The 19,159-nt window shown below is 74.6% G+C and carries 21 protein-coding genes and 2 pseudogenes; 12 read left to right on the top strand and 11 right to left on the bottom strand.

The window, feature by feature from the left end; genetic code table 11:
• Positions 1-30 precede the first annotated feature (30 nt).
• A complete protein-coding gene (locus ACP7TJ_RS30115) occupies positions 31-1,221 on the top strand; it encodes a CaiB/BaiF CoA transferase family protein (RefSeq protein ID WP_367452804.1) in 1,191 nt (396 codons plus the stop codon).
• A 25-nt stretch (positions 1,222-1,246) separates the two neighbouring features.
• On the opposite strand, the gene ACP7TJ_RS30110 is transcribed toward ACP7TJ_RS30115, so the two are convergent.
• Positions 1,247-1,897 (bottom strand): phosphoribosyltransferase, encoded by a 651-nt coding sequence (locus tag ACP7TJ_RS30110; RefSeq protein ID WP_167743909.1) that lies wholly within the window; start codon positions 1,895-1,897, stop codon positions 1,247-1,249.
• A 116-nt stretch (positions 1,898-2,013) separates the two neighbouring features.
• On the opposite strand from ACP7TJ_RS30110, the gene ACP7TJ_RS30105 reads away from it, so the two are divergent.
• Complete coding sequence (locus ACP7TJ_RS30105) at positions 2,014-2,469, top strand: archease (protein WP_093769187.1); 456 nt, start codon at positions 2,014-2,016, stop codon at positions 2,467-2,469.
• A gap of 27 nt (positions 2,470-2,496) precedes the next feature.
• Here ACP7TJ_RS30105 and ACP7TJ_RS30100 read toward each other — a convergent pair whose 3' ends face one another.
• Entirely contained in the window at positions 2,497-2,922 is a 426-nt protein-coding gene (locus tag ACP7TJ_RS30100) for a CBS domain-containing protein (RefSeq protein WP_167743910.1), read from the bottom strand.
• A gap of 181 nt (positions 2,923-3,103) precedes the next feature.
• On the opposite strand from ACP7TJ_RS30100, the gene ACP7TJ_RS30095 reads away from it, so the two are divergent.
• Positions 3,104-4,348: an MFS transporter gene (locus ACP7TJ_RS30095; RefSeq protein WP_427766743.1), complete on the top strand. Its 1,245-nt coding sequence runs from the start codon at positions 3,104-3,106 to the stop codon at positions 4,346-4,348.
• Positions 4,349-4,360: 12 nt separating this feature from the next.
• Here ACP7TJ_RS30095 and ACP7TJ_RS30090 read toward each other — a convergent pair whose 3' ends face one another.
• The 3 genes and pseudogenes from ACP7TJ_RS30090 to ACP7TJ_RS30080 form a co-directional block, all read right to left on the bottom strand.
• Positions 4,361-4,708: a VOC family protein gene (locus ACP7TJ_RS30090; protein ID WP_093769190.1), complete on the bottom strand. Its 348-nt coding sequence runs from the start codon at positions 4,706-4,708 to the stop codon at positions 4,361-4,363.
• Positions 4,709-4,895: 187 nt separating this feature from the next.
• Positions 4,896-5,878 (bottom strand): annotated as a pseudogene (locus tag ACP7TJ_RS30085) (aldo/keto reductase).
• 45 nt (positions 5,879-5,923) lie between these two features.
• A complete protein-coding gene (locus ACP7TJ_RS30080; protein WP_189911298.1) occupies positions 5,924-6,352 on the bottom strand; it encodes a VOC family protein in 429 nt (142 codons plus the stop codon).
• A gap of 311 nt (positions 6,353-6,663) precedes the next feature.
• Between ACP7TJ_RS30080 and ACP7TJ_RS30075 the strand changes: the two are divergent.
• Positions 6,664-6,810, top strand: a pseudogene (locus ACP7TJ_RS30075) (TetR/AcrR family transcriptional regulator); the annotation flags it as partial.
• A 13-nt stretch (positions 6,811-6,823) separates the two neighbouring features.
• On the opposite strand, the gene ACP7TJ_RS30070 reads toward ACP7TJ_RS30075, so the two are convergent.
• Together ACP7TJ_RS30070 and ACP7TJ_RS30065 are read right to left on the bottom strand one after the other, a co-directional pair.
• On the bottom strand, positions 6,824-7,612 hold the full coding sequence (locus ACP7TJ_RS30070) for a nucleotidyltransferase domain-containing protein (RefSeq protein WP_427766739.1): 789 nt from the start codon (positions 7,610-7,612) through the stop codon (positions 6,824-6,826).
• A 37-nt stretch (positions 7,613-7,649) separates the two neighbouring features.
• Positions 7,650-8,186 (bottom strand): isochorismatase family cysteine hydrolase, encoded by a 537-nt coding sequence (locus ACP7TJ_RS30065; RefSeq protein WP_367547792.1) that lies wholly within the window; start codon positions 8,184-8,186, stop codon positions 7,650-7,652.
• 149 nt (positions 8,187-8,335) lie between these two features.
• Between ACP7TJ_RS30065 and ACP7TJ_RS30060 the strand changes: the two genes are divergently transcribed.
• Together ACP7TJ_RS30060 and ACP7TJ_RS30055 are read left to right on the top strand one after the other, a co-directional pair.
• Positions 8,336-8,758 (top strand): pyridoxamine 5'-phosphate oxidase family protein, encoded by a 423-nt coding sequence (locus ACP7TJ_RS30060; RefSeq protein WP_093769196.1) that lies wholly within the window; start codon positions 8,336-8,338, stop codon positions 8,756-8,758.
• Positions 8,759-8,821: 63 nt separating this feature from the next.
• Positions 8,822-9,268 (top strand): type II toxin-antitoxin system PemK/MazF family toxin, encoded by a 447-nt coding sequence (locus ACP7TJ_RS30055; RefSeq protein WP_093769197.1) that lies wholly within the window; start codon positions 8,822-8,824, stop codon positions 9,266-9,268.
• On the opposite strand, the gene ACP7TJ_RS30050 is transcribed toward ACP7TJ_RS30055, so the two are convergent.
• Positions 9,243-10,109, bottom strand: coding sequence for a TIGR02452 family protein (locus tag ACP7TJ_RS30050; protein WP_427766734.1), 867 nt, complete (start codon positions 10,107-10,109; stop codon positions 9,243-9,245). The genes ACP7TJ_RS30055 and ACP7TJ_RS30050 overlap by 26 nt on opposite strands.
• Before the next feature lie 300 nt (positions 10,110-10,409).
• Between ACP7TJ_RS30050 and egtA the strand changes: the two genes are divergently transcribed.
• Genes egtA through egtD form a run of 4 tightly spaced genes read left to right on the top strand, consistent with a single transcriptional unit; the run spans position 10,410 to position 14,783 of the window.
• Positions 10,410-11,753: an ergothioneine biosynthesis glutamate--cysteine ligase EgtA gene (gene egtA / locus ACP7TJ_RS30045; protein WP_266550984.1), complete on the top strand. Its 1,344-nt coding sequence runs from the start codon at positions 10,410-10,412 to the stop codon at positions 11,751-11,753.
• Entirely contained in the window at positions 11,750-13,069 is a 1,320-nt protein-coding gene (gene egtB / locus ACP7TJ_RS30040; RefSeq protein WP_427766730.1) for an ergothioneine biosynthesis protein EgtB, read from the top strand. Before egtA ends, egtB begins: the two co-directional genes overlap by 4 nt.
• Positions 13,069-13,824, top strand: a complete 756-nt coding sequence (egtC, locus tag ACP7TJ_RS30035) for an ergothioneine biosynthesis protein EgtC (protein WP_189911234.1) — start codon at positions 13,069-13,071, stop codon at positions 13,822-13,824. Before egtB ends, egtC begins: the two co-directional genes overlap by 1 nt.
• A complete protein-coding gene (gene egtD, locus ACP7TJ_RS30030) occupies positions 13,821-14,783 on the top strand; it encodes an L-histidine N(alpha)-methyltransferase (RefSeq protein WP_427766726.1) in 963 nt (320 codons plus the stop codon). The genes egtC and egtD overlap by 4 nt, the downstream gene beginning before the upstream one ends.
• 54 nt (positions 14,784-14,837) lie before the next feature.
• Here the strand turns inward: egtD and ACP7TJ_RS30025 are convergent, their stop codons facing one another.
• On the bottom strand, positions 14,838-16,088 hold the full coding sequence (locus tag ACP7TJ_RS30025; RefSeq protein WP_427766724.1) for an extracellular solute-binding protein: 1,251 nt from the start codon (positions 16,086-16,088) through the stop codon (positions 14,838-14,840).
• Between the two features lie 214 nt (positions 16,089-16,302).
• Between ACP7TJ_RS30025 and ACP7TJ_RS30020 the strand changes: the two genes are divergently transcribed.
• Positions 16,303-16,518, top strand: a complete 216-nt coding sequence (locus ACP7TJ_RS30020; protein ID WP_093769205.1) for a dodecin — start codon at positions 16,303-16,305, stop codon at positions 16,516-16,518.
• A gap of 13 nt (positions 16,519-16,531) precedes the next feature.
• On the opposite strand, the gene ACP7TJ_RS30015 is transcribed toward ACP7TJ_RS30020, so the two are convergent.
• On the bottom strand, positions 16,532-17,041 hold the full coding sequence (locus tag ACP7TJ_RS30015) for an LNS2 domain-containing protein (RefSeq protein ID WP_376724386.1): 510 nt from the start codon (positions 17,039-17,041) through the stop codon (positions 16,532-16,534).
• Between the two features lie 59 nt (positions 17,042-17,100).
• Between ACP7TJ_RS30015 and ACP7TJ_RS30010 the strand changes: the two genes are divergently transcribed.
• Positions 17,101-18,120 (top strand): LLM class flavin-dependent oxidoreductase, encoded by a 1,020-nt coding sequence (locus ACP7TJ_RS30010; protein ID WP_427766719.1) that lies wholly within the window; start codon positions 17,101-17,103, stop codon positions 18,118-18,120.
• 40 nt (positions 18,121-18,160) lie between these two features.
• On the opposite strand, the gene ACP7TJ_RS30005 is transcribed toward ACP7TJ_RS30010, so the two are convergent.
• Positions 18,161-19,159, bottom strand: a complete 999-nt coding sequence (locus ACP7TJ_RS30005; RefSeq protein ID WP_367448653.1) for a PRC and DUF2382 domain-containing protein — start codon at positions 19,157-19,159, stop codon at positions 18,161-18,163.

Raw genomic sequence — 19,159 nt, 5'->3', positions numbered from 1 at the left:
GCCCGGGGAACCGGGGCGTGGGCAGGAGGCGTGGACGTGCGGAGACTCCCCTTGTCCGGGGTGACGGTGGTGACCGTGGAGCAGGCGGTGGCCGCGCCCTACGCCACCCGGCAGCTGGCCGACCTCGGCGCCCGGGTGATCAAGGTGGAGCGGCCGGGCGAGGGCGACTTCGCCCGGCGCTACGACACCACCGTGCACGGCACGTCCAGCTACTTCGTGTGGATCAACCGCTCGAAGGAGTCCCTCACGCTCGACCTGAAGGATCCGCGCGGGCGGGACATCCTGCACGAACTGCTGGCGGACGCCGACGTGTTCGTGCAGAACCTCGCACCGGGCGCGGCCGGCCGGCTCGGGCTGGGCGCGGACGACCTGGCCCGCCGCCATCCGCGCCTCGTCCCGTGCACGATCTCGGGCTGGGGCACGACCGGCCCGTGGGCCGACCGCAAGGCGTACGACCTGCTGGTGCAGTGCCAGACGGGTCTGGTGTCGCTCACCGGCACCCCCGGGGAGACCGCCCGCACGGGCATCTCCGTGGCCGACATCGCCGCCGGGATGTACGCGTACAGCGGTGTCCTCACCGCCCTCTACACGCGCGCCACCACCGGCGAGGTGCACCCCGTGGAGGTGTCCCTGTTCGAGGCGCTGGCGGAGTGGATGGGTCAGCCCGCCTACTACACCCGGTACGGCGGTGCCCAGCCGCCCCGGCTGGGCACCCAGCACGCGACGATCGCCCCGTACGGCACGTTCCGGGCGGCGGACGGGCGCGAGGTGCTGTTCTCCATCCAGAACGAACGCGAGTGGGCCGCGCTGTGCCGGGAGTTCCTCGGCCGGCCGGAGCTGACGGACGACCCGCGGTTCGCGACGAGCTCGGACCGTGTGGCGCACCGGGACGAACTGAACGCGATCGTGGCCGACCGCTGCGCCCGCGACGACGCGGAGGAACTGCTCAAGAACCTGGAAGGGACCGGCATCGCCTGCGCCGGGGTGAACGACGTCGCGGCGTTCCTCGACCACCCGGTGCTGGCGGAGCGCGGCCGGTGGCGCGAGATCGGGGTGCCGGGCGGCACGGCGGAGGCGCTCCTGCCACCCGCCGACCTCGCCGGCCTTCCGGCCCGCATGGACCCGGTGCCGGCGGTGGGCGAACACACGGAAACGATCCTGCGCGACCTGGGCCGCACGCCTGAGGACATCGAGGCGCTGCGGGCGGACGCGGTGATCTGAGCGGGCGCCGCCCGGGCGCCTCGCGCTACGTCTGCTCCCGCCCGCGCAGCGCCTCCAGCACCTCCGTGTCCGTCAGTTGGTCGAACACGTCGTACCACTGGCCGACGGCCATGAAGGCGGCCGGTTCGTGGAGGGCGACCAGGTCGTCGGTCTCGGGGCGGAGGGCCGCGGCGCCCTGCGGGGAGGCGACCGGGACGGCCAGGACCAGGCGGGCGGGGTCGCGCGCGCGGAGGGCGCGCAGGGCGGCGCGGGCCGTGGAACCGGTGGCCAGGCCGTCGTCGACCACGATCACCGTGCGGCCGCGCGGGTCGGGCGCGGGCCTGCCCTGCCGGTAGAGCCGTTCGCGCCGGAGCAGCTCGGCGCGTTCCCGTGCGACGACGGGCGCGAGGTCGGCCTGCGTCAGCCCCAGGCCGCGCACGGCCTCCTCGTCGAACACGGGACCGCCGTCGCCGGCCATGGCGCCGACGCCGTACTCCTCGTGGCCGGGGGCGCCGATCTTGCGCACGACGAGGACGTCGAGGGGCGCGCCGAGCGCCTCGGCGACCTCGGCGGCGACGGCGACGCCGCCGCGGGGCAGCGCCAGGACGAGAGGGTCGGGCAGGGCGCCCGCGTCCTGCCTCTCCCGCAGCCGCGCGGCCAGTGCGCGTCCGGCCTGCCGGCGATCACGGAACCGCATGACGGTGCCCTCCCTCCGAGCGGTCATCACCCGGTCGGCACCCGCGTACCCCCTCTCACGGTGCGCGAAGCACCGCCGCGGGGCATGGGGTCCGTGCGCTCGGGCAGTCGTGGTGCATGGCCGGTGACACGGGTGACGCGGGGCAGGCGCCGCGACGGGACCGCAGCGGGCACCGCTCGGTGGCGCAGGAGGACGACGTACGCATCGAGGCCTGGGCGGCGAGCCGCGAGCACTGCCTGGCCGAGGCCGTGGTGGCGATGGTGGAGTGCTTCGCCGACGTCTCCGGCGTGAGACCGACCGGGGTGGACCGCATCCGGCTGGACGAGACGAACGACGACGATCTGCTGGCCGCGCTGCTGGACGAGATCCTGTACCGGCTGGAGGCGTACGGCGAGGTGCCGGTGGATGTGGAGGCCGACGAGGCCGAGGGCGGTCTTGACGTGCGGCTCGCGGTCGCGGGCCTGGAGGACGTGCGGGTCACCGGGGAGGTGCCGACGGACGTGGGCTGGGAGGACCTGCGGCTGTGGCCGGGGCCGTACGGCTGGTCGTGCGCGGTGACGGTCGACGGCTGAACCCGGCGGCCGGCTCGAACGGCGGGCTCAGTGGGTCGGCGTCGCGCGGCTGATGTCCGCGAGCGCGGAGTGCGGGTCCTCCTCGGCGGCCAGGTCGCCGAGGCTGACCACGCCCACGGGGCAGCCGCCGTGCTCCACCACGGGGAGCCGCCGAACGGCGTGCTTCCGCATCAGCTCGACGGCGTGGCCGGTCGTGTCGTCCGGGTCGAGCGTCACCAGCGGCGGGCGGGTGCACAGCGAGCCGACGGTCGTGGCCTCGGGGTCGTGCCCCTCGGCGACGCCCCGCAGCACGATGTCGCGGTCGGTGAGCACGCCGAACAGGTCGCAGTCGTAGGCGACGAGGACGTCACCGACGTTCCGCTCGCGCATCAGCCACGCCGCCCGGGTCACCGAGGTCATCGGCTCCACGGAGGTGATGTGCGCGGACATCACGTCGCGTACGCGCGTGGTCATGGGGCGCCTCCCGGTGCGTGGTCGCGGTCGCGGATGCGTTCGCCCGCTTCTCCTGTGCGAGCCGCGTAGCCCGCCCCGCCGCGGGTAAACCGGATCGGTTTGCCCGACGCGGCCCGGCTCGCTTGGATGGGCCGGTCCCCGGCGGCCGCCGGGGACGGGATCGGCGCGAGCGGGGGGGCGGGTGGACGGGCGGCGGTCGCCGGCGTGGCGGTTCGGGTGGCTGTGGACGGCGTACGGGGTCAGCACCTTCGGCACGCGGTTCGCGTTCGACGCGTTCGCGCTGGTCGCCCTGCTGGTGCTGCACGCCGGTCCGGCGGAGGTCTCGCTGCTGGCGGCGGTGGGCCCCGCGGTCGGCGCGGTGCTGTCGGTGCCGCTCGGGCCCTGGGTGGAGTACCGCCGCAAACGCCCGGTGATGATCGCGACGGACCTCGTCCGGTGCGCGGTGCTGCTGAGCGTGCCCGTGGCGTACGCCCTGGACGCGCTCACCGTGGCGCAGCTGCTGGTGGTGTCGGTGACGGTGGCGGCGGCCGACATCACCTTCCAGGCGGCGGTCGGCGCGTATCTGAAGGACGTGGTGGAGCGGGAGGACCTGCTGCGGGCGAACGGGCGGCTGGAGTCGACGGCCTGGACCGCGACGATGCTGGGGCCGCCGCTGGGCGGGGCGGCGATCGGCTGGTTCGGGCCGGTGACGACGGTGGTCGCCGACGCCGTGAGCTATCTGCTGTCGGCCGGCGCGCTGGGCGCGGCGGGCGGCGGCGACCGGCGTCCCGAACGGCCCGACCCGCGGCCCCGGCTGCGGGCAGGCGACCTGCTCGACGGCTGGCGGTACATCCTGCGCGACCGTGAGCTGCGTCCGCTGTTCCTCAACACGGTGCTGGTCAACGGCCTGATCATGGCGTCGTCGCCGCTGCTGGTGGTGCTGATGGTGGGCCCGCTGGGCTTCGCTCCCTGGCAGTACGGGCTGGCCTTCGCGGTGCCGTGTCTGGGCGGGCTCGTCGGCGCACGGCTGTCGCGGCGGCTGGTGGCGCGGTTCGGGGCGCGGCGGGTGCTGCGTGTCGCGGGGACGCTGCGGGCCTGCTGGTCGGTCGGTCTGGCGTTCGTGGGGCCGGGCGCGGCGGGTCTGATCCTGGTGATCGTGATCGAGTTCGGGCTGATCACGAGCATGGGCGTGTTCAACCCGGTGTGCGCGACGCGCCGGCTGGAGCGGACGCCGGCGGACCGGGTGGTGCGCACGTTGTCGGCGTGGTCGGCGACCAGCAAGGCGTCGATCGCCGTCCTGACGGCGCTCTGGGGTCTGCTGGCGAGCCTCACCGGCCCCCGCACGGCCATCGCCCTCGCGGGCGCCCTGCTCCTGGCCACCCCGCTGCTGCTCCCCCGCCACCTCGGCCGGGCACACCAGGAGCGGGAGGCGGGGGCCAGGGCCTGAAGGCCCGTGGGCTCAGCGGTGGCTGAGGACGTTGACCACGCGGCCGTCGGGGTCGCGGACGAAGAAGCGGCGGACGCCCCACTCCTCGTCCTGCAGCGGATGGACGATCTCCGCGCCGCTCCCCCGGACGGCCTCGTACACCGCGTCCACGTCGTCCACCTCGACGCTGATGTCGGGGTGGACCGGCGCCGTCCTGTCGCCGGTCATCACGCTGACCTGCGCGGTCGGGTTGGACGGCGAGGCCAGCGTCATGATCCAGCCGCGGTCCATGACCTCCTCGAAGCCCAGCAGACCGTAGAACTCCCCGTTCTCCCCCGGGTTTTCGGAGTGAAGGTTGGGCACGACACGGCGGACGGTCATGGACGGCTCCCTCCGGACGGGGTTGCGGCAACTCGTTCCTGGTGCGCGGCGGTCACGGATCCCATGAGCAGCACCGCGCGACGCCGGGCGACGGCCCGCCCCAGACTAGCCGTCGTGCGGTTGAGCGGCCGGAGATGCCGCTCGGTGGCGCCTTCGACGAGGCGGCCGCCGCGGTACGCGCCCATGGCTAGGCGGGTACGGGTGCCCGCGCGTCCAGCAGGCCCTCGCCGCGCAGGTCCGCCCACAGCCCCGCCGGGACCGTCGTGCCGTACGCCTCGGTGTTGCGCCGTACCTCGTCGACCGACCGCATGCCGACGACGACGCCCGCGACGGCGGGGTGGTGCAGCGGGAACTCCATCGCCGCGGCCGGGAGGGCCACGCCGTGGGCCTCGCAGACGGCGGCCAGGCGGCGGGCGCGCTCCAGCGTCCGGGGCGCGGCGGGCGCGTAGTCGTAGGTCGCGGCGGCGGACGGGTGGGGGGTGGCGAGGAGGCCGGAATTGAAGACCGACGCGGCGAGCACGGAGACGCCGCGGGCCGCGCAGGCGGGGAGCAGGTCGTCGAGCGCGCTGTGGTCGAGGAGCGTGTAGCGGCCGGACAGCATCACCACGTCCACGTGGTCTCCTCGACCAGCCGGGTCAGCTTGCCCGTGTGGTACATCCCCGCGCCGACGGCGCCCACCGTCCCCTGGGCGCGCAGTTCGGCGAGGGCCGGGTAGCCGTCGCGCAGCGCCTCCTCGAAGTGCTCCTCCGCATCGTGCAGATACAGCACGTCGATCCTGTCGACGCCCATACGCGTCAGCGAGTCCTCCACGCTGCGCAGCACGCCGTCCCGGGTGAAGTCCCACACCCGGCGGTGGGTGGCGGGCACCTCGAAGGCCTCGTCGGTCCGGCCGCCGGGGTCCTGCGACACCAGCACCCTGCCGACCTTCGTGGACAGCGTCCACGCCTCCCGCGGCCTGCCCCGCAGCAGCGCGCCGACACGGCGTTCGGACTGCCCGATCCCGTAGTGGGGCGAGGTGTCGAAGTAGCGGATCCCGCTGTCCCAGGCCGCCTCCAGCGCCTGCGCCGCGGTGTCGTCGTCGACCGCCTCGAACAGCCCGCCGAGCGGACCGCCCCCGAAGCCCAGTTCCGTGACGTGCACGTCGGTGCCGGCGAGCCTGTTGCGTTTCACGGGCGGCTGGTCCTTCCGGTGGGCTTCGGGGGCTGGGGTGTCGCGTCAGACCGCCCCGGGGATCTCCTCGGTCACGCCGTTCAGGGGGGAGTCCGGGTCGGTGCCGTAGGGGCGGGTGAGCACTTCCAGGCCGTGGCCCGCGGGGTCGCGGAAGTACACGCCGCGTCCGCCGTCGTTGCGGTTGAGGCGGCGCGGGTGCCGGCCGTGCGGGTCGGCCTGGACGGGGACCCGTGCGGCGACGAGCCGGGCGAGGATCGCGTCGAACTCCTCCTCGGATACGAGGAACGCGTAGTGCTGCACGGGGATGTCGATGTCGACGGTGGCGAAGTCGAGGGTGACGCCGTTGTCGGTGGTCACCGGGAGGAACATCCCGGCGGACGGTCCGGGCTCCAGGCCCAGGATCTCCGCGACGAAGCGGGCGGACTTCTCCCGGTCGGGAGTGAGGACGATGGTGTGGTTGAACTCGACGGACAAGGTCAATGCCTCCACGGGCATCCGCGGCGCCTCCATGCCTCACCCGGCCGGTGACCGGCACGCGATGCCGCGGACGGAACGGTAGAGGACGGTCCTCGCGCACGTCGACCCGATTTCCCGCTCGCGGACGTCCGCCGGCGGCCTGCCGATTCCGCGAACCGCCGGCCGACGGCCGCTCAGGCGATCGCGTAACCGATGGCGGAGGCGACGGCGGAGGGCGGCATCGCGATCTCGTCGCGCATCCGGGTCGTCGCGGCGGCGACCCGACGGCCATGGGGCCCGCGTTGGGGACGAGAACGTCGAGGCGGCCGCTGGACGCCTGCGCGGCGGCCGGCACGATCCGCACCGACGTCCCCGCCTCGGACAGCGGCGCCGCGCTGGAGGGCATCGCCCTCACCTCGGCGGGCCCCGGCCACCGGGAGCAGGCGGAGCGCCTGCTCGATCTGATGCTGGACGGTGAGGCGCGCGGGCTCAGACCCCGGCGGCCGCAGCCGCCTCCTCGACGCGTGCGGCCACCCAGGCCAGGAACGCCCGCACGTCCTCGGCGGGCAGCACGGCCGCCTCCGCGCGGGGGCGTCCGAAGCTGCGCAGCGCCTCGGTGATCAAGGGCTCGAAGGCGGGCTCGGACGCGGCGACGATCTCCCCCGCCCTGCGCTTGGCGAACCAGTGGCCGGTACGGCAGTGGACGGCGGCACGGCAGCCGTTCAGCACCCTGTTGTCGGCCAGGTGACCCTCTCCGCCGGCGTGTTCCCGCACGGAGGCGCGGAGCGCGGCGAGCACCGCGGGCCGGTCCGGGGCGGCGATCACGTCCCGCGCCGGCGCCCCGTACAGCGGGAACCCGGCCTGGTGGGCGACGGATCGGTCGATGACGTACCAGAAGGCGGGCGCGTCGGCGGGGTCCTGACTGGCGCGTTCGGGCAGCGACGGTCCGGTGTTCAGATCGAGCAGGTAGCCCGCCTCGCCCGACGGGCGGGCGGCGAAGTCGGCCGCGTAGGCGACCAGTTCGAGGCCGGCGGCGGGGCAGGGCAGCGCGGGGTGGGCCAGCGTCGCGGCCAGCTCGGTCAGGTCCGCGCGCGACGGGGCGGGGTCCACCACGACCGTCACGTCGACGTCGCTGCGCCCGTGGCGGTAGTCGCCCAGGGCGAGCGAGCCGACGGCGAGGACGCTCACCAGACGGTCGCCGCAGACGGCGGAGGTACGGCGTACCAGCTCCTCCAGATAGGCGCGCAGTTCCGGCGGCGGGAGGGAGGGACGGCTCATGCCCCCAGTGTCGCCCCGGCAGGACGGCCGCTCCGGGTCACCTCCACAGCTCGCCGCTGTCGCACACCTGTGCGCCCATGTTGCGCTCCATCATCCGCAGGGCCGCGTCCGCCAGGTCCTCGTGGATGTGCGCGACGGCGTCCCGCGGGACGGTCACCCGGAAGTGCCGGATGTGCGCGTCGAGCGAGGAGTAGAGCACGCACTGCTCGGTCACCTGCCCGCACAGCACGAGCCGGTCGATGCCCTGCTGGGAGAGCAGATAGCTGAGCGGGGTCTCGAAGAAGACCGAGTGCCGGGCCTTGACCACGAACAGCGACGACTCGTCCGGCACCAGCGGCTCGACCAGGTGCGCGTGCGGCCCCGCCAGCGCCTTGTCGAGCAGTTCGCCGTGGTGGGAGCGCCACTCGCCGAAGTTGTCGTTGACGTAGATCACCGGCGCGTCCTGCCGCCGCGCCCGCTCCAGCAGTCCGGAGATCACCGGGACCACCGTCTCGGCGGACGGGAGCAGCTGGTCGGCGTCCGGGTGGTCATAGGTGTTGATCATGTCGATGACGATCAGTGCGGTCTTGCCCATGCCCTCAGGGTTCCACCCGCGCGGGGGATCAGGCATCCGCACAGCGCCGCGGCACGAGGAGCGCCCACCGTGGGCTCCGGGCCGTACGCCGACGTCGACGGGGCCGTCCGGCCCTGGTCGGGGCCCGTCCCACCGCCGACGATGAAAGAATGATCCACAGCGATGGCTTCCGGGCGCTCGACCGGCAGGAGTGCCTGCGCCTGCTGGGCGAGGTGCCGGTCGGTCGCGTCGTGTACACGCGGCACGCGCTTCCCGCGGTGCTGCCGGTGAACTTCACCCTGGACCCGGACGGGTCCGTGGTGCTGTGCACCTCCGCGGACTCGGACCTGGTGCGGGCCGTCGACGGGGTGGTGGTGGCGTTCGAGGCGGACGACGTCCATGCCGGGCGGCGGTCCGGCTGGAGCGTGGTGGTCACCGGCCGGGCGGCGGTGGTGACCGACCCGGCCGAGCGGGAGCGGCTGCTGCGCACCGGTCCCCGGTCGTGGATGCCGCTGCGGCGCGGCGTGTTCGTGCGGATCGGGAGCGAGATGGTGACGGGACGGGAGCTCACGGGGGCCGACGGCAGACCGTAGCGTCCCGTGGGTGGTCAACCCCCTTGCGCGGTACCGCCGGACGGGTGACGTACGGTACCGCCTGTGACCGCCTACACCCCTGAGCACACCCCGGGCCGTGACGGCCCGTACGCCACCGTCGAGGCCGAGCCGCGCTCCGTGGGCCGGGTGCGCACCGAGTACTCGCCCGCGCACGACGGCGACCCGGACCCCGGGGAGATCGTCTGGACCTGGGTCCCGTTCGAGGAGAACGACGGCCGCGGCAAGGACCGGCCGGTGCTGGTCGTCGCCCGCGAGGCGGCGGGGACGTTCCTCGCCGTGCGGCTGTCGAGCAAGGGGCGTGCCGGGGACCGGGAGTGGGTGCCGATCGGCGGCGGGCCGTGGGACCGGTCGGGGCGCGACTCCTGGGTGGCGGTCGACCGGGTGCTGCGGCTGCACGAGCAGGGCATGCGCCGGGAGGCGTGCGCGCTGGACCGGATGCGGTTCAACTCGGTGCGGCAGCGGCTCAGGGAGCGGTACGGCTGGGAGTGACCGCCGGCGCGTCCGCCAGGTCCGCGAAGGTCCGCTCGAACGCGGTGCGGGTCGCGCCGTCCCGGGTGCGGTCCAGGATGCCGAACACCACGTGGACGAAGGCGTCCTCGAAGCGCCCGCCGGGGCCCAGGTGCGCACGGAACGCCTCCGCCACCTGGGCCGGGTCGTTGCGGAACACGCCGCAGCCCCACGCGCCCAGCACCAGCCGCCGGTAGCCGTGGTGGGCGGCCGTCTCCAGGACCCGGCCCGCGCGGCGGACGAGCGCGCTGGGCACCTCCCCCAGACGCTCGGGCGCCCTGGAGCGGATCACACCCGCGTTCGGCGCCGGTGACGTGAGGAAACCCACCGTGAACGGGGCGTCCAGCAGGGCGCCGCGGTCGTCGCGGAACACCGGCACGGCCGGTGTGTGGATCACCCGGTCGGTGTAGAACGGGTCCCGGTGGGCGCGGTGGTGCTCGTAGAAGCCGGGCGCCCGCAGCAGGCACGTGTACAGCGCGGAGGCGCGGCACAGGGCCTCCTCCTGGGCCTGCGCGCCGTTGAGGTAGCCGCCGCCCGGGTTGCGCGCCGAGGCGAAGTTGAGGACGGCCACGGGATCCGGGGCGTGCGGGCCGGTGAGGCGGCGGGCGGCGGCCAGGCTGCTCTCGCCCGTCACTTCCAAGCGGGTGGGCGCCGGTTCGAAGGGCGGCACCGGGACCGGCTCCGGTCCGTGCAGCGTGGTGCCCTGCCGCGCCGCCTCGACGGCGGCCCCGACCGGCACCCGGCGGCCGTCCGGCGCGAGGTAGGCGCCCTCCGCCACGATCCGTTCCGTCTCCCGGGCGATGCCCCGCAGGCGCGCGCTCACGGCGCCACCCCCGTAGCCGCCGTGACCGCGCCCCGCGCGTTCCCCCTCGTCGTGCTCACCCGAGCATCCTGAGTGATGCTGGTGAGGCGGCGCAACGCGGTTTTCGCCGCCCCCCGGACGGTCCGGGCCCGGAGGCGAAAGCCCCGGTGGCAGGCGGGACGCGGAGGTGACGGACCCCTTACGCCCGCCGGGCGCCCTTGTGCACGGCGCCCCGAGGGTTTTGGGTGGACGCGTCGATGCCGGCCGGGACCGACCTGGCTCCGGGCCGGCGACATGGTGGTGTCTCAGGAGGATTCCCGCATGTCAGATCCGTCGAGCGGTGGCGCGCCGGTCCGCACGGCCGTCACCGAAGCAGAGGCCGAGGCCCTGATCCGGGGCATCTGTTTCAAGACCGGACCGCCCCGCCGCCTCGGCGTGGAGGTCGAATGGCTGGTCCATGAGGTGCGCGACCCGCGGCTCCCCGTCTCCCCCGAACGACTCGCAGCGGCCTACGCCGCACTGCGTGAGGTGCCCCTGCGCTCGGCGCTCACCGTCGAGCCCGGCGGCCAGCTCGAGCTCAGCTCGCCGCCCGCCGCGTCCCTCACCGAGTGCCTGACCCTCGTCTCCGCCGACCTGGACGCCGTCCGCGCCGTCCTGCGCGGGGACGGCCTGACCCTGGCCGGCCTGGGCCACGACCCCTGGCAGACCCCCCGCCGGTTCCTCCGGCAGCCGCGTTACGACGCGATGGAGGCCGCCCTCGACCGCGCCGGCGCGGCCGGCCGGTTCATGATGTGCACCTCCGCCTCGGTGCAGGTGTGCGTGGACGCCGGCCACGAGGAACCGGGCCCGCTCGGCCATGTGCGCCGCTGGTGGATGGCGCATCTGCTGGGCGCCGTCCTGGTGGCGGTCTTCGCCAACTCCCCCGTCTCCGCGGGCCGGCCCACCGGCTGGCTCTCCACACGGCAGCTGCGCTGGGCGCAGATCGGCGCCGGGCGGGCCGGAGCGCCCGCGCTGGACGCCGACCCGCGCGGCGCCTGGGCCCGGCATGTGCTGGACGCGCCCGTGATGTGCGTGCGCCGGGACGACGACGGGCCGTGGGAGGTGCCGGAGGACCTGTCGTTCCGGCACTGGACGCACCGCCGGTCGCCGCGCGCGCCCACGCGCGACGACCTGGACTACCACGTCACGACGCTGTTCCCGCCGGTCAGGCCGCGCGGTCATCTGGAGCTGCGGATGATGGACGCGCAGCCCGGCGAGGACGGCTGGACCGTGCCCCTGGCCGTGACGGCGGCGCTGTTCGACGACCCGGCGGCCGCCGAGACCGCGTACCGGACGGTGAAACCGCTGGCCGAGCGGACCCGGGGCCTGGCCGCCCCGCAGAACCCGCTGTGGCGGGACGCGGCCCGTGACGGGCTGGCCGACCCGGAGCTGCGGGAGGCGGCGGCCGTCTGCTTCGCGGCGGCGCTGGACGCCCTGCCCCGGCTCGGGGCCGCGACCGCCCTGGTCGACCGCGTCGCGGCGTTCCGGGACCGCTACGTCGCCCGGGGCCGCTGCCCCGCCGACGACCTGCTCGACGCGTGGCGCGCGCGGCACGACGGGCGTCCGGACGGATCCGGCGCGCCCCTGCTCACCACCCACCCGCACGGGAAGGACACCCCCTCATGACCGACCCCGCCCTCGACGCCGAAACCCTGCGTGAGCGCGCGGTCGCCTCGCTGGTCGTCGCGCGGGACCGCACCACGCTGCTGACCAGCTGTGTGGAGGACCCCGACCTGACCGCGCAGCACTCGCCGCTGATGTCGCCGCTGGTGTGGGACCTGGCGCACATCGGCAACCAGGAGGAGCAGTGGCTGCTGCGCGCGGTGGCCGGACAGGAGGCGATCCGCCCGGAGATCGACAGCCTCTACGACGCCTTCGAGCACCCCCGCGCCGAACGCCCGAACCTGCCCCTGCTGTCGCCCGAGGAGGCCCGCCGGTACGCGGCCGACGTGCGCGGACGGGCACTGGACGTGCTGGAGCGCACGGCGTTCGACGGCACCCGGCTGACCGAGGCCGGGTTCGCCTTCGGGATGATCGCCCAGCACGAGCAGCAGCACGACGAGACGATGCTGATCACCCACCAGCTCCGCAAGGGCCCGGCCGCCCTCACCGCGCCCGACCCGGTGCCGGTGACGCCGTACACGGGACCGGCGGAGATCCTGGTGCCGGGCGGCCCGTTCACCATGGGCACCTCGGCCGAGCCGTGGGCGCTGGACAACGAACGGCCCGCGCACAGGCGGGAGGTGGCGCCGTTCTGGATCGACGCCACGCCGGTCACCAACGGCGCGTACCAGGCGTTCGTCGAGGACGGCGGCTACGACGACCCGCGCTGGTGGACGCCCGAGGGCTGGGCGCACGTGCGCCGCGCCCGCCTCACCGCGCCGCTGTACTGGCGCCGGGAGGGCGGGCAGTGGCTGCGGCGCCGCTTCGGCGTCACCGATCAGGTGCCGCCGGACGAGCCGGTGCTGCACGTGTGCTGGTACGAGGCGGACGCGTACGCCCGCTGGGCGGGGCGCCGGCTGCCGACCGAGGCCGAGTGGGAGAAGGCCGCCCGGCACGACCCGGCGACGGGCCGCTCGCGGCGCTACCCGTGGGGCGACGCCGACCCGACGCCCGAGCACGCCAACCTCGGCCAGCGCCATCTGCGTCCGGCGCCGGCCGGCAGTTTTCCCGCGGGGGCGTCGCCGCTGGGCGTACGGCAGCTGATCGGGGACGTGTGGGAGTGGACGGCGAGCGACTTCCTGCCGTACCCGGGCTTCCGGGCGTTCCCGTACAAGGAGTACTCGGAGGTGTTCTTCGGGCCGGAGTACAAGGTGCTGCGCGGCGGTTCGTTCGCCGTGGACCCGGTGGCCTGCCGGGGCACGTTCCGCAACTGGGATCATCCGATCCGGCGGCAGATCTTCGCCGGGTTCCGCACCGCCCGCTCGGCGGAGGACGCCTGATGTGCCGTCACCTGGCGTACGTGGGACCCGCGGAGCCGCTGGGCGCGCTGCTGGTGGGACCGCCGCACGGGCTGTACCGGCAGTCGTGGGCGCCCCGCCGGCAGCGGTACGGCACGGTCAACGCGGACGGCTTCGGCGTGGGCTGGTACGCCGACGGCGACCCGGTCCCGGCCCGCTACCGGCGGGCCGGGCCCATCTGGGCGGACCTGTCGTTCACGGACCTGGCGCGGGTGGTGCGCACGGAGGCGCTGCTCGCCGCCGTGCGGGACGCGACGCTGTCGGGCGCCGACGCGGAGGCGGCCGCGGCCCCGTTCGCGTCGGGGGCGTGGCTGTTCAGCCACAACGGGGCGGTGCCGGGCTGGCCGGGTTCGCTCGCGTCCCTGGCGGCCACACTGCCCGCCGAGGACCTGCTGTCGCTGGAGGCGCGCAACGACTCGGCGTTCCTGTGGGCGCTGGTGCTGGCGCGGCTGCGGGCCGGCGACACCATGGGGCAGGCGCTGGCCGACACGGTCGCCGAGGTCGCCGAGGCGGTCCCGGAGGCCCGGCTGAACCTGCTGCTCACCGACGGCGCCACCGTGGCCGCGACCGCGTGGGGGGACACCCTCTGGTATCTCGCCCGGCCGGGCGGGGGAACCGTCGTCGCCTCCGAGCCCTACGACGACGACCCGCACTGGCAGGAGGTGCCCGACCGCACCCTGCTCGCCGCGAGCCGCGCCGACGTACTGCTCACCCCGCTCAAGGAGTCCCTCACGTGAGTCCGTTCCGTCTGACCCGCACCCTCCCCGAGGACGCCGCCGGCGCCGCGCTGCGCGCCGACGTCCGCGCGGGACTGACCGGCAGCCCCAAGACGCTGCCGCCCAAGTGGTTCTACGACGCACGGGGCAGCGAGCTGTTCGAGGAGATCACCGCGCTGCCCGAGTACTACCCGACGCGCGCCGAGCGGGAGATCCTGCTCGCCCGCTCGGGCGAGATCGCCGCCGCGTCCGGCGCCCGCACCCTGGTGGAACTGGGCTCGGGCTCCTCGGAGAAGACCCGGCATCTGATCGCCGCCCTCGACGGGCTGCACACATACGTCCCGGTCGACGTCAGCGAGTCCGCGCTGACCGGGGCGGGGCGGGCGCTGGCGGCCGAGCGGCCGGGTCTGGAGGTGCACGCGCTGGTCGCGGACTTCACCGCCGAGCTGCCCCTGCCGGACACGCCGGGGCCGCGCCTGGTGGCGTTCCTCGGCGGCACCATCGGCAATCTGCTCCCGGCCGAGCGGGCCGCGTTCCTCGCCTCCGTCCGCGCCCTGCTCGCCCCGGGCGACGCGCTGCTGCTCGGCACGGACCTGGTGAAGGACGTCAGGACGCTGGTGCGTGCCTACGACGACGCGGCCGGGGTGACGGCGGCGTTCAACAAGAACGTGCTGCACGTCGTCGACAGGGAGCTGGGCGCCGACTTCGACCCGGACGCCTTCGACCATGTGGCGCTGTGGGACGCGGAGCGGGAGTGGATCGAGATGCGGCTGCGCTCGCGCATCGCGCAGTCCGTGAAGATCCCGGCGCTCGAGCTGGTCGTGGACTTCGCGGAGGGCGAGGAGCTGCGCACCGAGGTGTCGGCGAAGTTCCGGCGGGAGGGGGTGCGCGCGGAGCTGTCGGCCGCGGGGCTGGAGCTGTCCCGGTGGTGGACGGACGGCGAGGGGCAATTCGCGCTGTCGCTGAGCGTGGCCCGCTGAGCGCCGCCCGCTGACCCGTCACCGCGCGGCGCGTCAGGACGCCCTCGTGCGCACTCACTCGAAGGCGAGGGTTTCCGTGATGCGCCGCGCGGCGCGTTCGGCCTCCTTCCCGGGGTCGGCGCCGGTGAGCACCTTCGTCATGTACTCCTTGATCGGGTTGTCGGCCTCGACCACGCTCCACCGGGGCGTGGCCGGGGTGGCCCGGCCCCGTGCGGCGCCGGCCGCCATGGCCTCCAGGCCCTCCTCCCCCGCTACCGAGCCGGCGAGGTCCGCCTTGTTGGGGACGTAGTTCATGGTGCGGGCGAGGTCGGTGTTCCAGCGGGCGCCGGTGAGGGCGGCGACGACCTCGACGGCGGCGTCCTCGACGTCCGTGCCGGCCGGGACGACGAGGTCGGAGCCGCCGGTGAAGACGGCGCCGGGGCGGCCCGCCTCCTTGCCGGGGACGGGGAAGTAGCCGATCTCGTCCTCGAGTCCGGGGTTCTGCTGGACGATGGCACGGACCAGTCCGGGGACGGCGACGATCTGGGCGACCCGCCCCTCGGCGAACACCCCCGCCTGGGGCGGGTGCTCCTCGTCGGCGTCGACGGGGCCGTCGCCGAGCCGCTGGAGGCGGCGGTAGAAGTCCATGCCGCGCAGGGCGGCCTCGCTGTCGAGGGCGCCCCGCCAGACGCCGTCGCGTTCGGTGGCGAGTTCGCCGCCCTCCTCCCAGATGAACCCGGCGAGCGTGTACCAGTCCTGTCCGGCGAGGTAGATGCCCTGGGTGTCGCCGGTGTCGAGCCGCTCGGTGATCTCCAGCCACTCGTCGCGGGTCTTCGGCGGGGTGACGCCGGCCGCGCGGAACAGGTCCTTGCGGTAGACGACGACGCGGTTGGCGGCGTACCAGGGGATGCCGTACTGCTGGGAGCCCCAGCGGCCGGGTTCGGCGAGGCCGGGCAGCCAGTCGTCGCGGCCCCAGTCGCGCATGGACTCCAGGGTGAGGTCCAGCAGACCGTCGCTCTCGGCGTAGGCGGACACCTGGGTGTTGCCGACCTCGATGACGTCGGGCCCGTCCGCGTCCTTGCCGCGCAGGGCCCGCTGGACCTTCTCGCCGATGTCGGTCCACTCCTGGATGCGGATGTCGAGGTCGAGGGTCTCGTGCTCGCGCTCGAACTCCTCGGTGAAGCGGTCCAGGAAGTCCTGCGAGGCGCTGTGCTGCATCAGCCACACGGTGACGGTGCGCCGCTGCGCCGCGCTGTCGGACATCACCCCGCAGCCGGTGAGCAGGGAGGCGGACACACAGACGAGGGCGAGCAGACGGCGTCTCACGTGGGGTCCTGTTTTTCTGTCTGGCGGACAGGGCGGGGCCCGGCGTGGGGGGCGAGCCGGAGCTCGGACGGGTGCCCAGCATCTTGGTATGGACCAATGCCCGGGTCAAGGGCGTCGGGTGAACCGGGCCGACGCCTCGCGCCCGGATCCGGGGTGGGGCACGGTGGAGTGACGTGCGCCACAGGCGGTGGGGCCACCGTGAGAGGAGCAGAGCATGTCGAACCACACCTACCGGGTCACCGAGATCGTCGGCACCTCGCCCGACGGCGTGGACGCGGCCGTCCGCAACGGCATCGAGCGGGCGTCGCGGACGCTGCGCCATCTGGACTGGTTCGAGGTGACGCAGGTACGCGGGCAGATCGAGGAGGGGCGCGTCGCGCACTACCAGGTGGGCCTGAAGGTGGGCTTCCGGCTGGAGGAGACGGACTGAGCCGCCGTACGGCTCAGGTACGGCCCTCGCGCTCCTGCGCGTCCTTCAGCTCGCCCGAGGGGGTCGCCCAGCGGGCGTGGACGACGGTGTACCCGGCCCGGCGGGCGTCCTCGCAGACCAGCTCGTCGTCGTCGACCAGCATCCGCACCTCCCGGGTGCGGGCCAGGCGGCGCAGCACGGCCGCCTTGGTGAACCGGGCGGGCCGCCGGTCGGCGTTGCCGCGCATGTGCAGCTCTCCCTCGGGCAGTCCCTGAGCGGCCAGCCAGTCCAGGGTGTCGCGGCGGCAGCGTTCGGGCCGGCCGGTGAGGTAGACGATGTCGCACGTCTGGGCGCTCTCCCGCACCAGCGCGATCCCCTCGGCGAGCGGCGGGTCCTGCGGCGCGGCGGCGAAGAAGCCGTCCCAGTCGCGGGGCCTGCGCTCCAGGAAGTGCTGGCGGTGCGCGGTGCCGGCGAGGGTGTTGTCGAGATCGAACACGGCCAGCGGACGCCGGGTGCGGTCGGTGGGCTCGGTGCGGCGGGTCACCCCCACACCCTAGACAGCGCGCGCAGGAATCCTGGCGGCCCCCGGGTGTTGAACCCGGTATGAGTTCCGTGATCGCCGCGACCCGCTTCTCCCTCCTCGACCGCTCACGGGTGCGCGAAGGGCACACCGCCCCCGAGGCCCTGCGGGACACGGTGGATCTCGCGCGGGAGGCGGAGCGGCTCGGGTACCACCGGTTCTGGGTGGCCGAGCACCACGGCGTGCCCGGGGTGGCCGGTTCGGCGCCGACCGTGCTGGCGGCGGCGGTCGCCGGGGCGACCCGCACCATCCGCGTCGGCACCGGCGGGGTGATGCTGCCCAACCACCGTCCGCTGGTGGTGGCCGAGCAGTTCGGCGTGCTGGCCTCGCTGTTCCCTGACCGGATCGACATGGGTCTGGGCCGCTCGGTGGGGTTCACCGACGGGGTGCGCAGGGCGCTCGGGCGCGACAAGGGCGACGCGGAGGACTTCGCCGCCCAGATCGACGAGCTGCTCGGCTGGTTCGAGGGCACCTCTCCCACCGGGGTGCACGCCCGGCCGCCCGAGGGGCTGACCGTGCCGCCGTTCGTCCTGGCGATGGGCGAGGGCGCGGACATCGCCGCCCGCGCCGGGCTGCCGATGGTCATCGGCGACCTGCGCGACCGCGACCGGATGCGGCGCGGCGTCGACCGCTACCGCGAGCAGTTCCGCCCCTCCGCGTGGGCGGACGAGCCGTACGTGGTGGTCTCCGGCACCGTGGCGGTGGCGGACACGCCCGGGCAGGCCCGGCGGTTGCTGATCCCGGAGGCCTGGTCGATGGCGTACTCCCGCACGCACGGCACCTTCCCGCCGCTGCCGCCCGCCGGGCGCGTCGAGTCCCTGGCGATGAGCGACAAGGAGCGCGGCTTCTACGAGGCGGGGCTGACCGGACAGCTCGCCGGCACCGAGGAGGAGGTGGAGCGGGAGCTGGAGGCGGTGCTCAAGGACACCGGCGCCCAGGAGGTCCTCGTCACCACCAGCACCTACGACCGTGAGGCGCTGCTGGACTCCTACCGGCGGCTCGCCGCGCTCGCGGGGCTCGGCGGCAGCGCGGCGCGCCGGTGAGCACACCGGCGCGCCGCGGGGAGAGCGGGGACGGGGGGCGCTACTCGCGGCCCCGGCCCGGGATGTCACGGCCGCGGCCCGGGACGTCGCGGCCCCGGCGGCCGTGCTCGTCGGTCATCTCCGTCTCGGCCTCGATGCGCTCCTTGCGCACCCGGCCGCGCACGGTCTCGTTCGTGACCTTCTCCTCGGTGGTCATCCGGACGCGCTCGACCGGCACGGCCTCGGTGGTGACCACGGGGCGTTCCTCGTGCAGCGTGACCTCGTGCTGGTCCTCCTTGAAGGCCGGCCCGGACATGGCCTCCTCGCGGTTGGCATCGGTGACCGGCTCGCGCTCCACGCGTACTTCCTCGTGGCGGACCGGGACGGTCTGCTGGACCTCCTCGGTCACCACGTACTTCCGCAGGCGCGCCCGGCCGGTCTCGTGGCGTTCGACGCCGACGTGCATGCGCTCCTCGGAGCGCGTCATCGCGTCGCCCGTGCCGGCCTCGGCGCGGTGGGACATCGCGCCGGCCGCGCCGGACCGTTCGGCCGTGGTGCCCTTGGCGCCCGCCGCGGAGGACATGCCGCCCTTCGCCCCCGTCGTGCCCGGCGCGCCGGACGTGCCGCGGCGTCCGCTCGCCGCTCCGGCGGCGCCCGCCGCTCCGGCGGCGCCCGCGGCCCCGGCGGTTCCGGCCTGACCCGTGGTGCCGCGGCTGTCCTCGGGGTCGCCGAGAACGCTGTCCCAGTTGATGCCGTAGTACTCGTAGAGCCGGTGTTCCTCGTCCACCGACAGATGGCCGCCCGCGTCGATGTCGACACTGGGCGCGCCCTTCACCTTGTCCTTGGGGTAAGGCACCTCCAGGTGGTCCTGGACCATGGAGGCGTCACGGATGGGCACGAACGACTCGCTGGAGCCGAACATCCCGGTCTTGACGGTCACCCACTCGGGGCGTCCGCTCGCGTCGTCGAGGAAGACGTGCTTCGCGTCGCCGATCTTGTTGCCGTCCCCGTCGTACACGGGGTGATCCAGCAGGATCGAGATCTCTTCGCGGGTGATCAT

The sequence above is a fragment of the Streptomyces sp. DSM 41931 genome, assembly GCF_050271085.1.
In the GTDB taxonomy this organism is placed as follows: domain Bacteria; phylum Actinomycetota; class Actinomycetes; order Streptomycetales; family Streptomycetaceae; genus Streptomyces; species Streptomyces albogriseolus.
Note: the sequence above shows the minus strand (reverse complement) of the source record. Positions and strands in the feature narration are given on the sequence as shown.

Bases quoted from the DNA above. Each gene is read 5' to 3' on its own strand.
- ACP7TJ_RS30110 (WP_167743909.1), bottom strand. From the start codon at position 1,897: ATGCGGTTCCGTGATCGCCGGCAGGCCGGACGCGCACTGGCCGCGCGG.
- ACP7TJ_RS30105 (WP_093769187.1), top strand. From the start codon at position 2,014: ATGGCCGGTGACACGGGTGACGCGGGGCAGGCGCCGCGACGGGACCGC.
- ACP7TJ_RS30100 (WP_167743910.1), bottom strand. From the start codon at position 2,922: ATGACCACGCGCGTACGCGACGTGATGTCCGCGCACATCACCTCCGTG.
- ACP7TJ_RS30090 (WP_093769190.1), bottom strand. From the start codon at position 4,708: ATGACCGTCCGCCGTGTCGTGCCCAACCTTCACTCCGAAAACCCGGGG.
- ACP7TJ_RS30070 (WP_427766739.1), bottom strand. From the start codon at position 7,612: ATGAGCCGTCCCTCCCTCCCGCCGCCGGAACTGCGCGCCTATCTGGAG.
- ACP7TJ_RS30065 (WP_367547792.1), bottom strand. From the start codon at position 8,186: ATGGGCAAGACCGCACTGATCGTCATCGACATGATCAACACCTATGAC.
- ACP7TJ_RS30060 (WP_093769196.1), top strand. From the start codon at position 8,336: ATGATCCACAGCGATGGCTTCCGGGCGCTCGACCGGCAGGAGTGCCTG.
- egtA (WP_266550984.1), top strand. From the start codon at position 10,410: ATGTCAGATCCGTCGAGCGGTGGCGCGCCGGTCCGCACGGCCGTCACC.
- egtB (WP_427766730.1), top strand. From the start codon at position 11,750: ATGACCGACCCCGCCCTCGACGCCGAAACCCTGCGTGAGCGCGCGGTC.
- egtC (WP_189911234.1), top strand. From the start codon at position 13,069: ATGTGCCGTCACCTGGCGTACGTGGGACCCGCGGAGCCGCTGGGCGCG.
- ACP7TJ_RS30020 (WP_093769205.1), top strand. From the start codon at position 16,303: ATGTCGAACCACACCTACCGGGTCACCGAGATCGTCGGCACCTCGCCC.
- ACP7TJ_RS30010 (WP_427766719.1), top strand. From the start codon at position 17,101: ATGAGTTCCGTGATCGCCGCGACCCGCTTCTCCCTCCTCGACCGCTCA.
- ACP7TJ_RS30005 (WP_367448653.1), bottom strand. From the start codon at position 19,159: ATGATCACCCGCGAAGAGATCTCGATCCTGCTGGATCACCCCGTGTAC.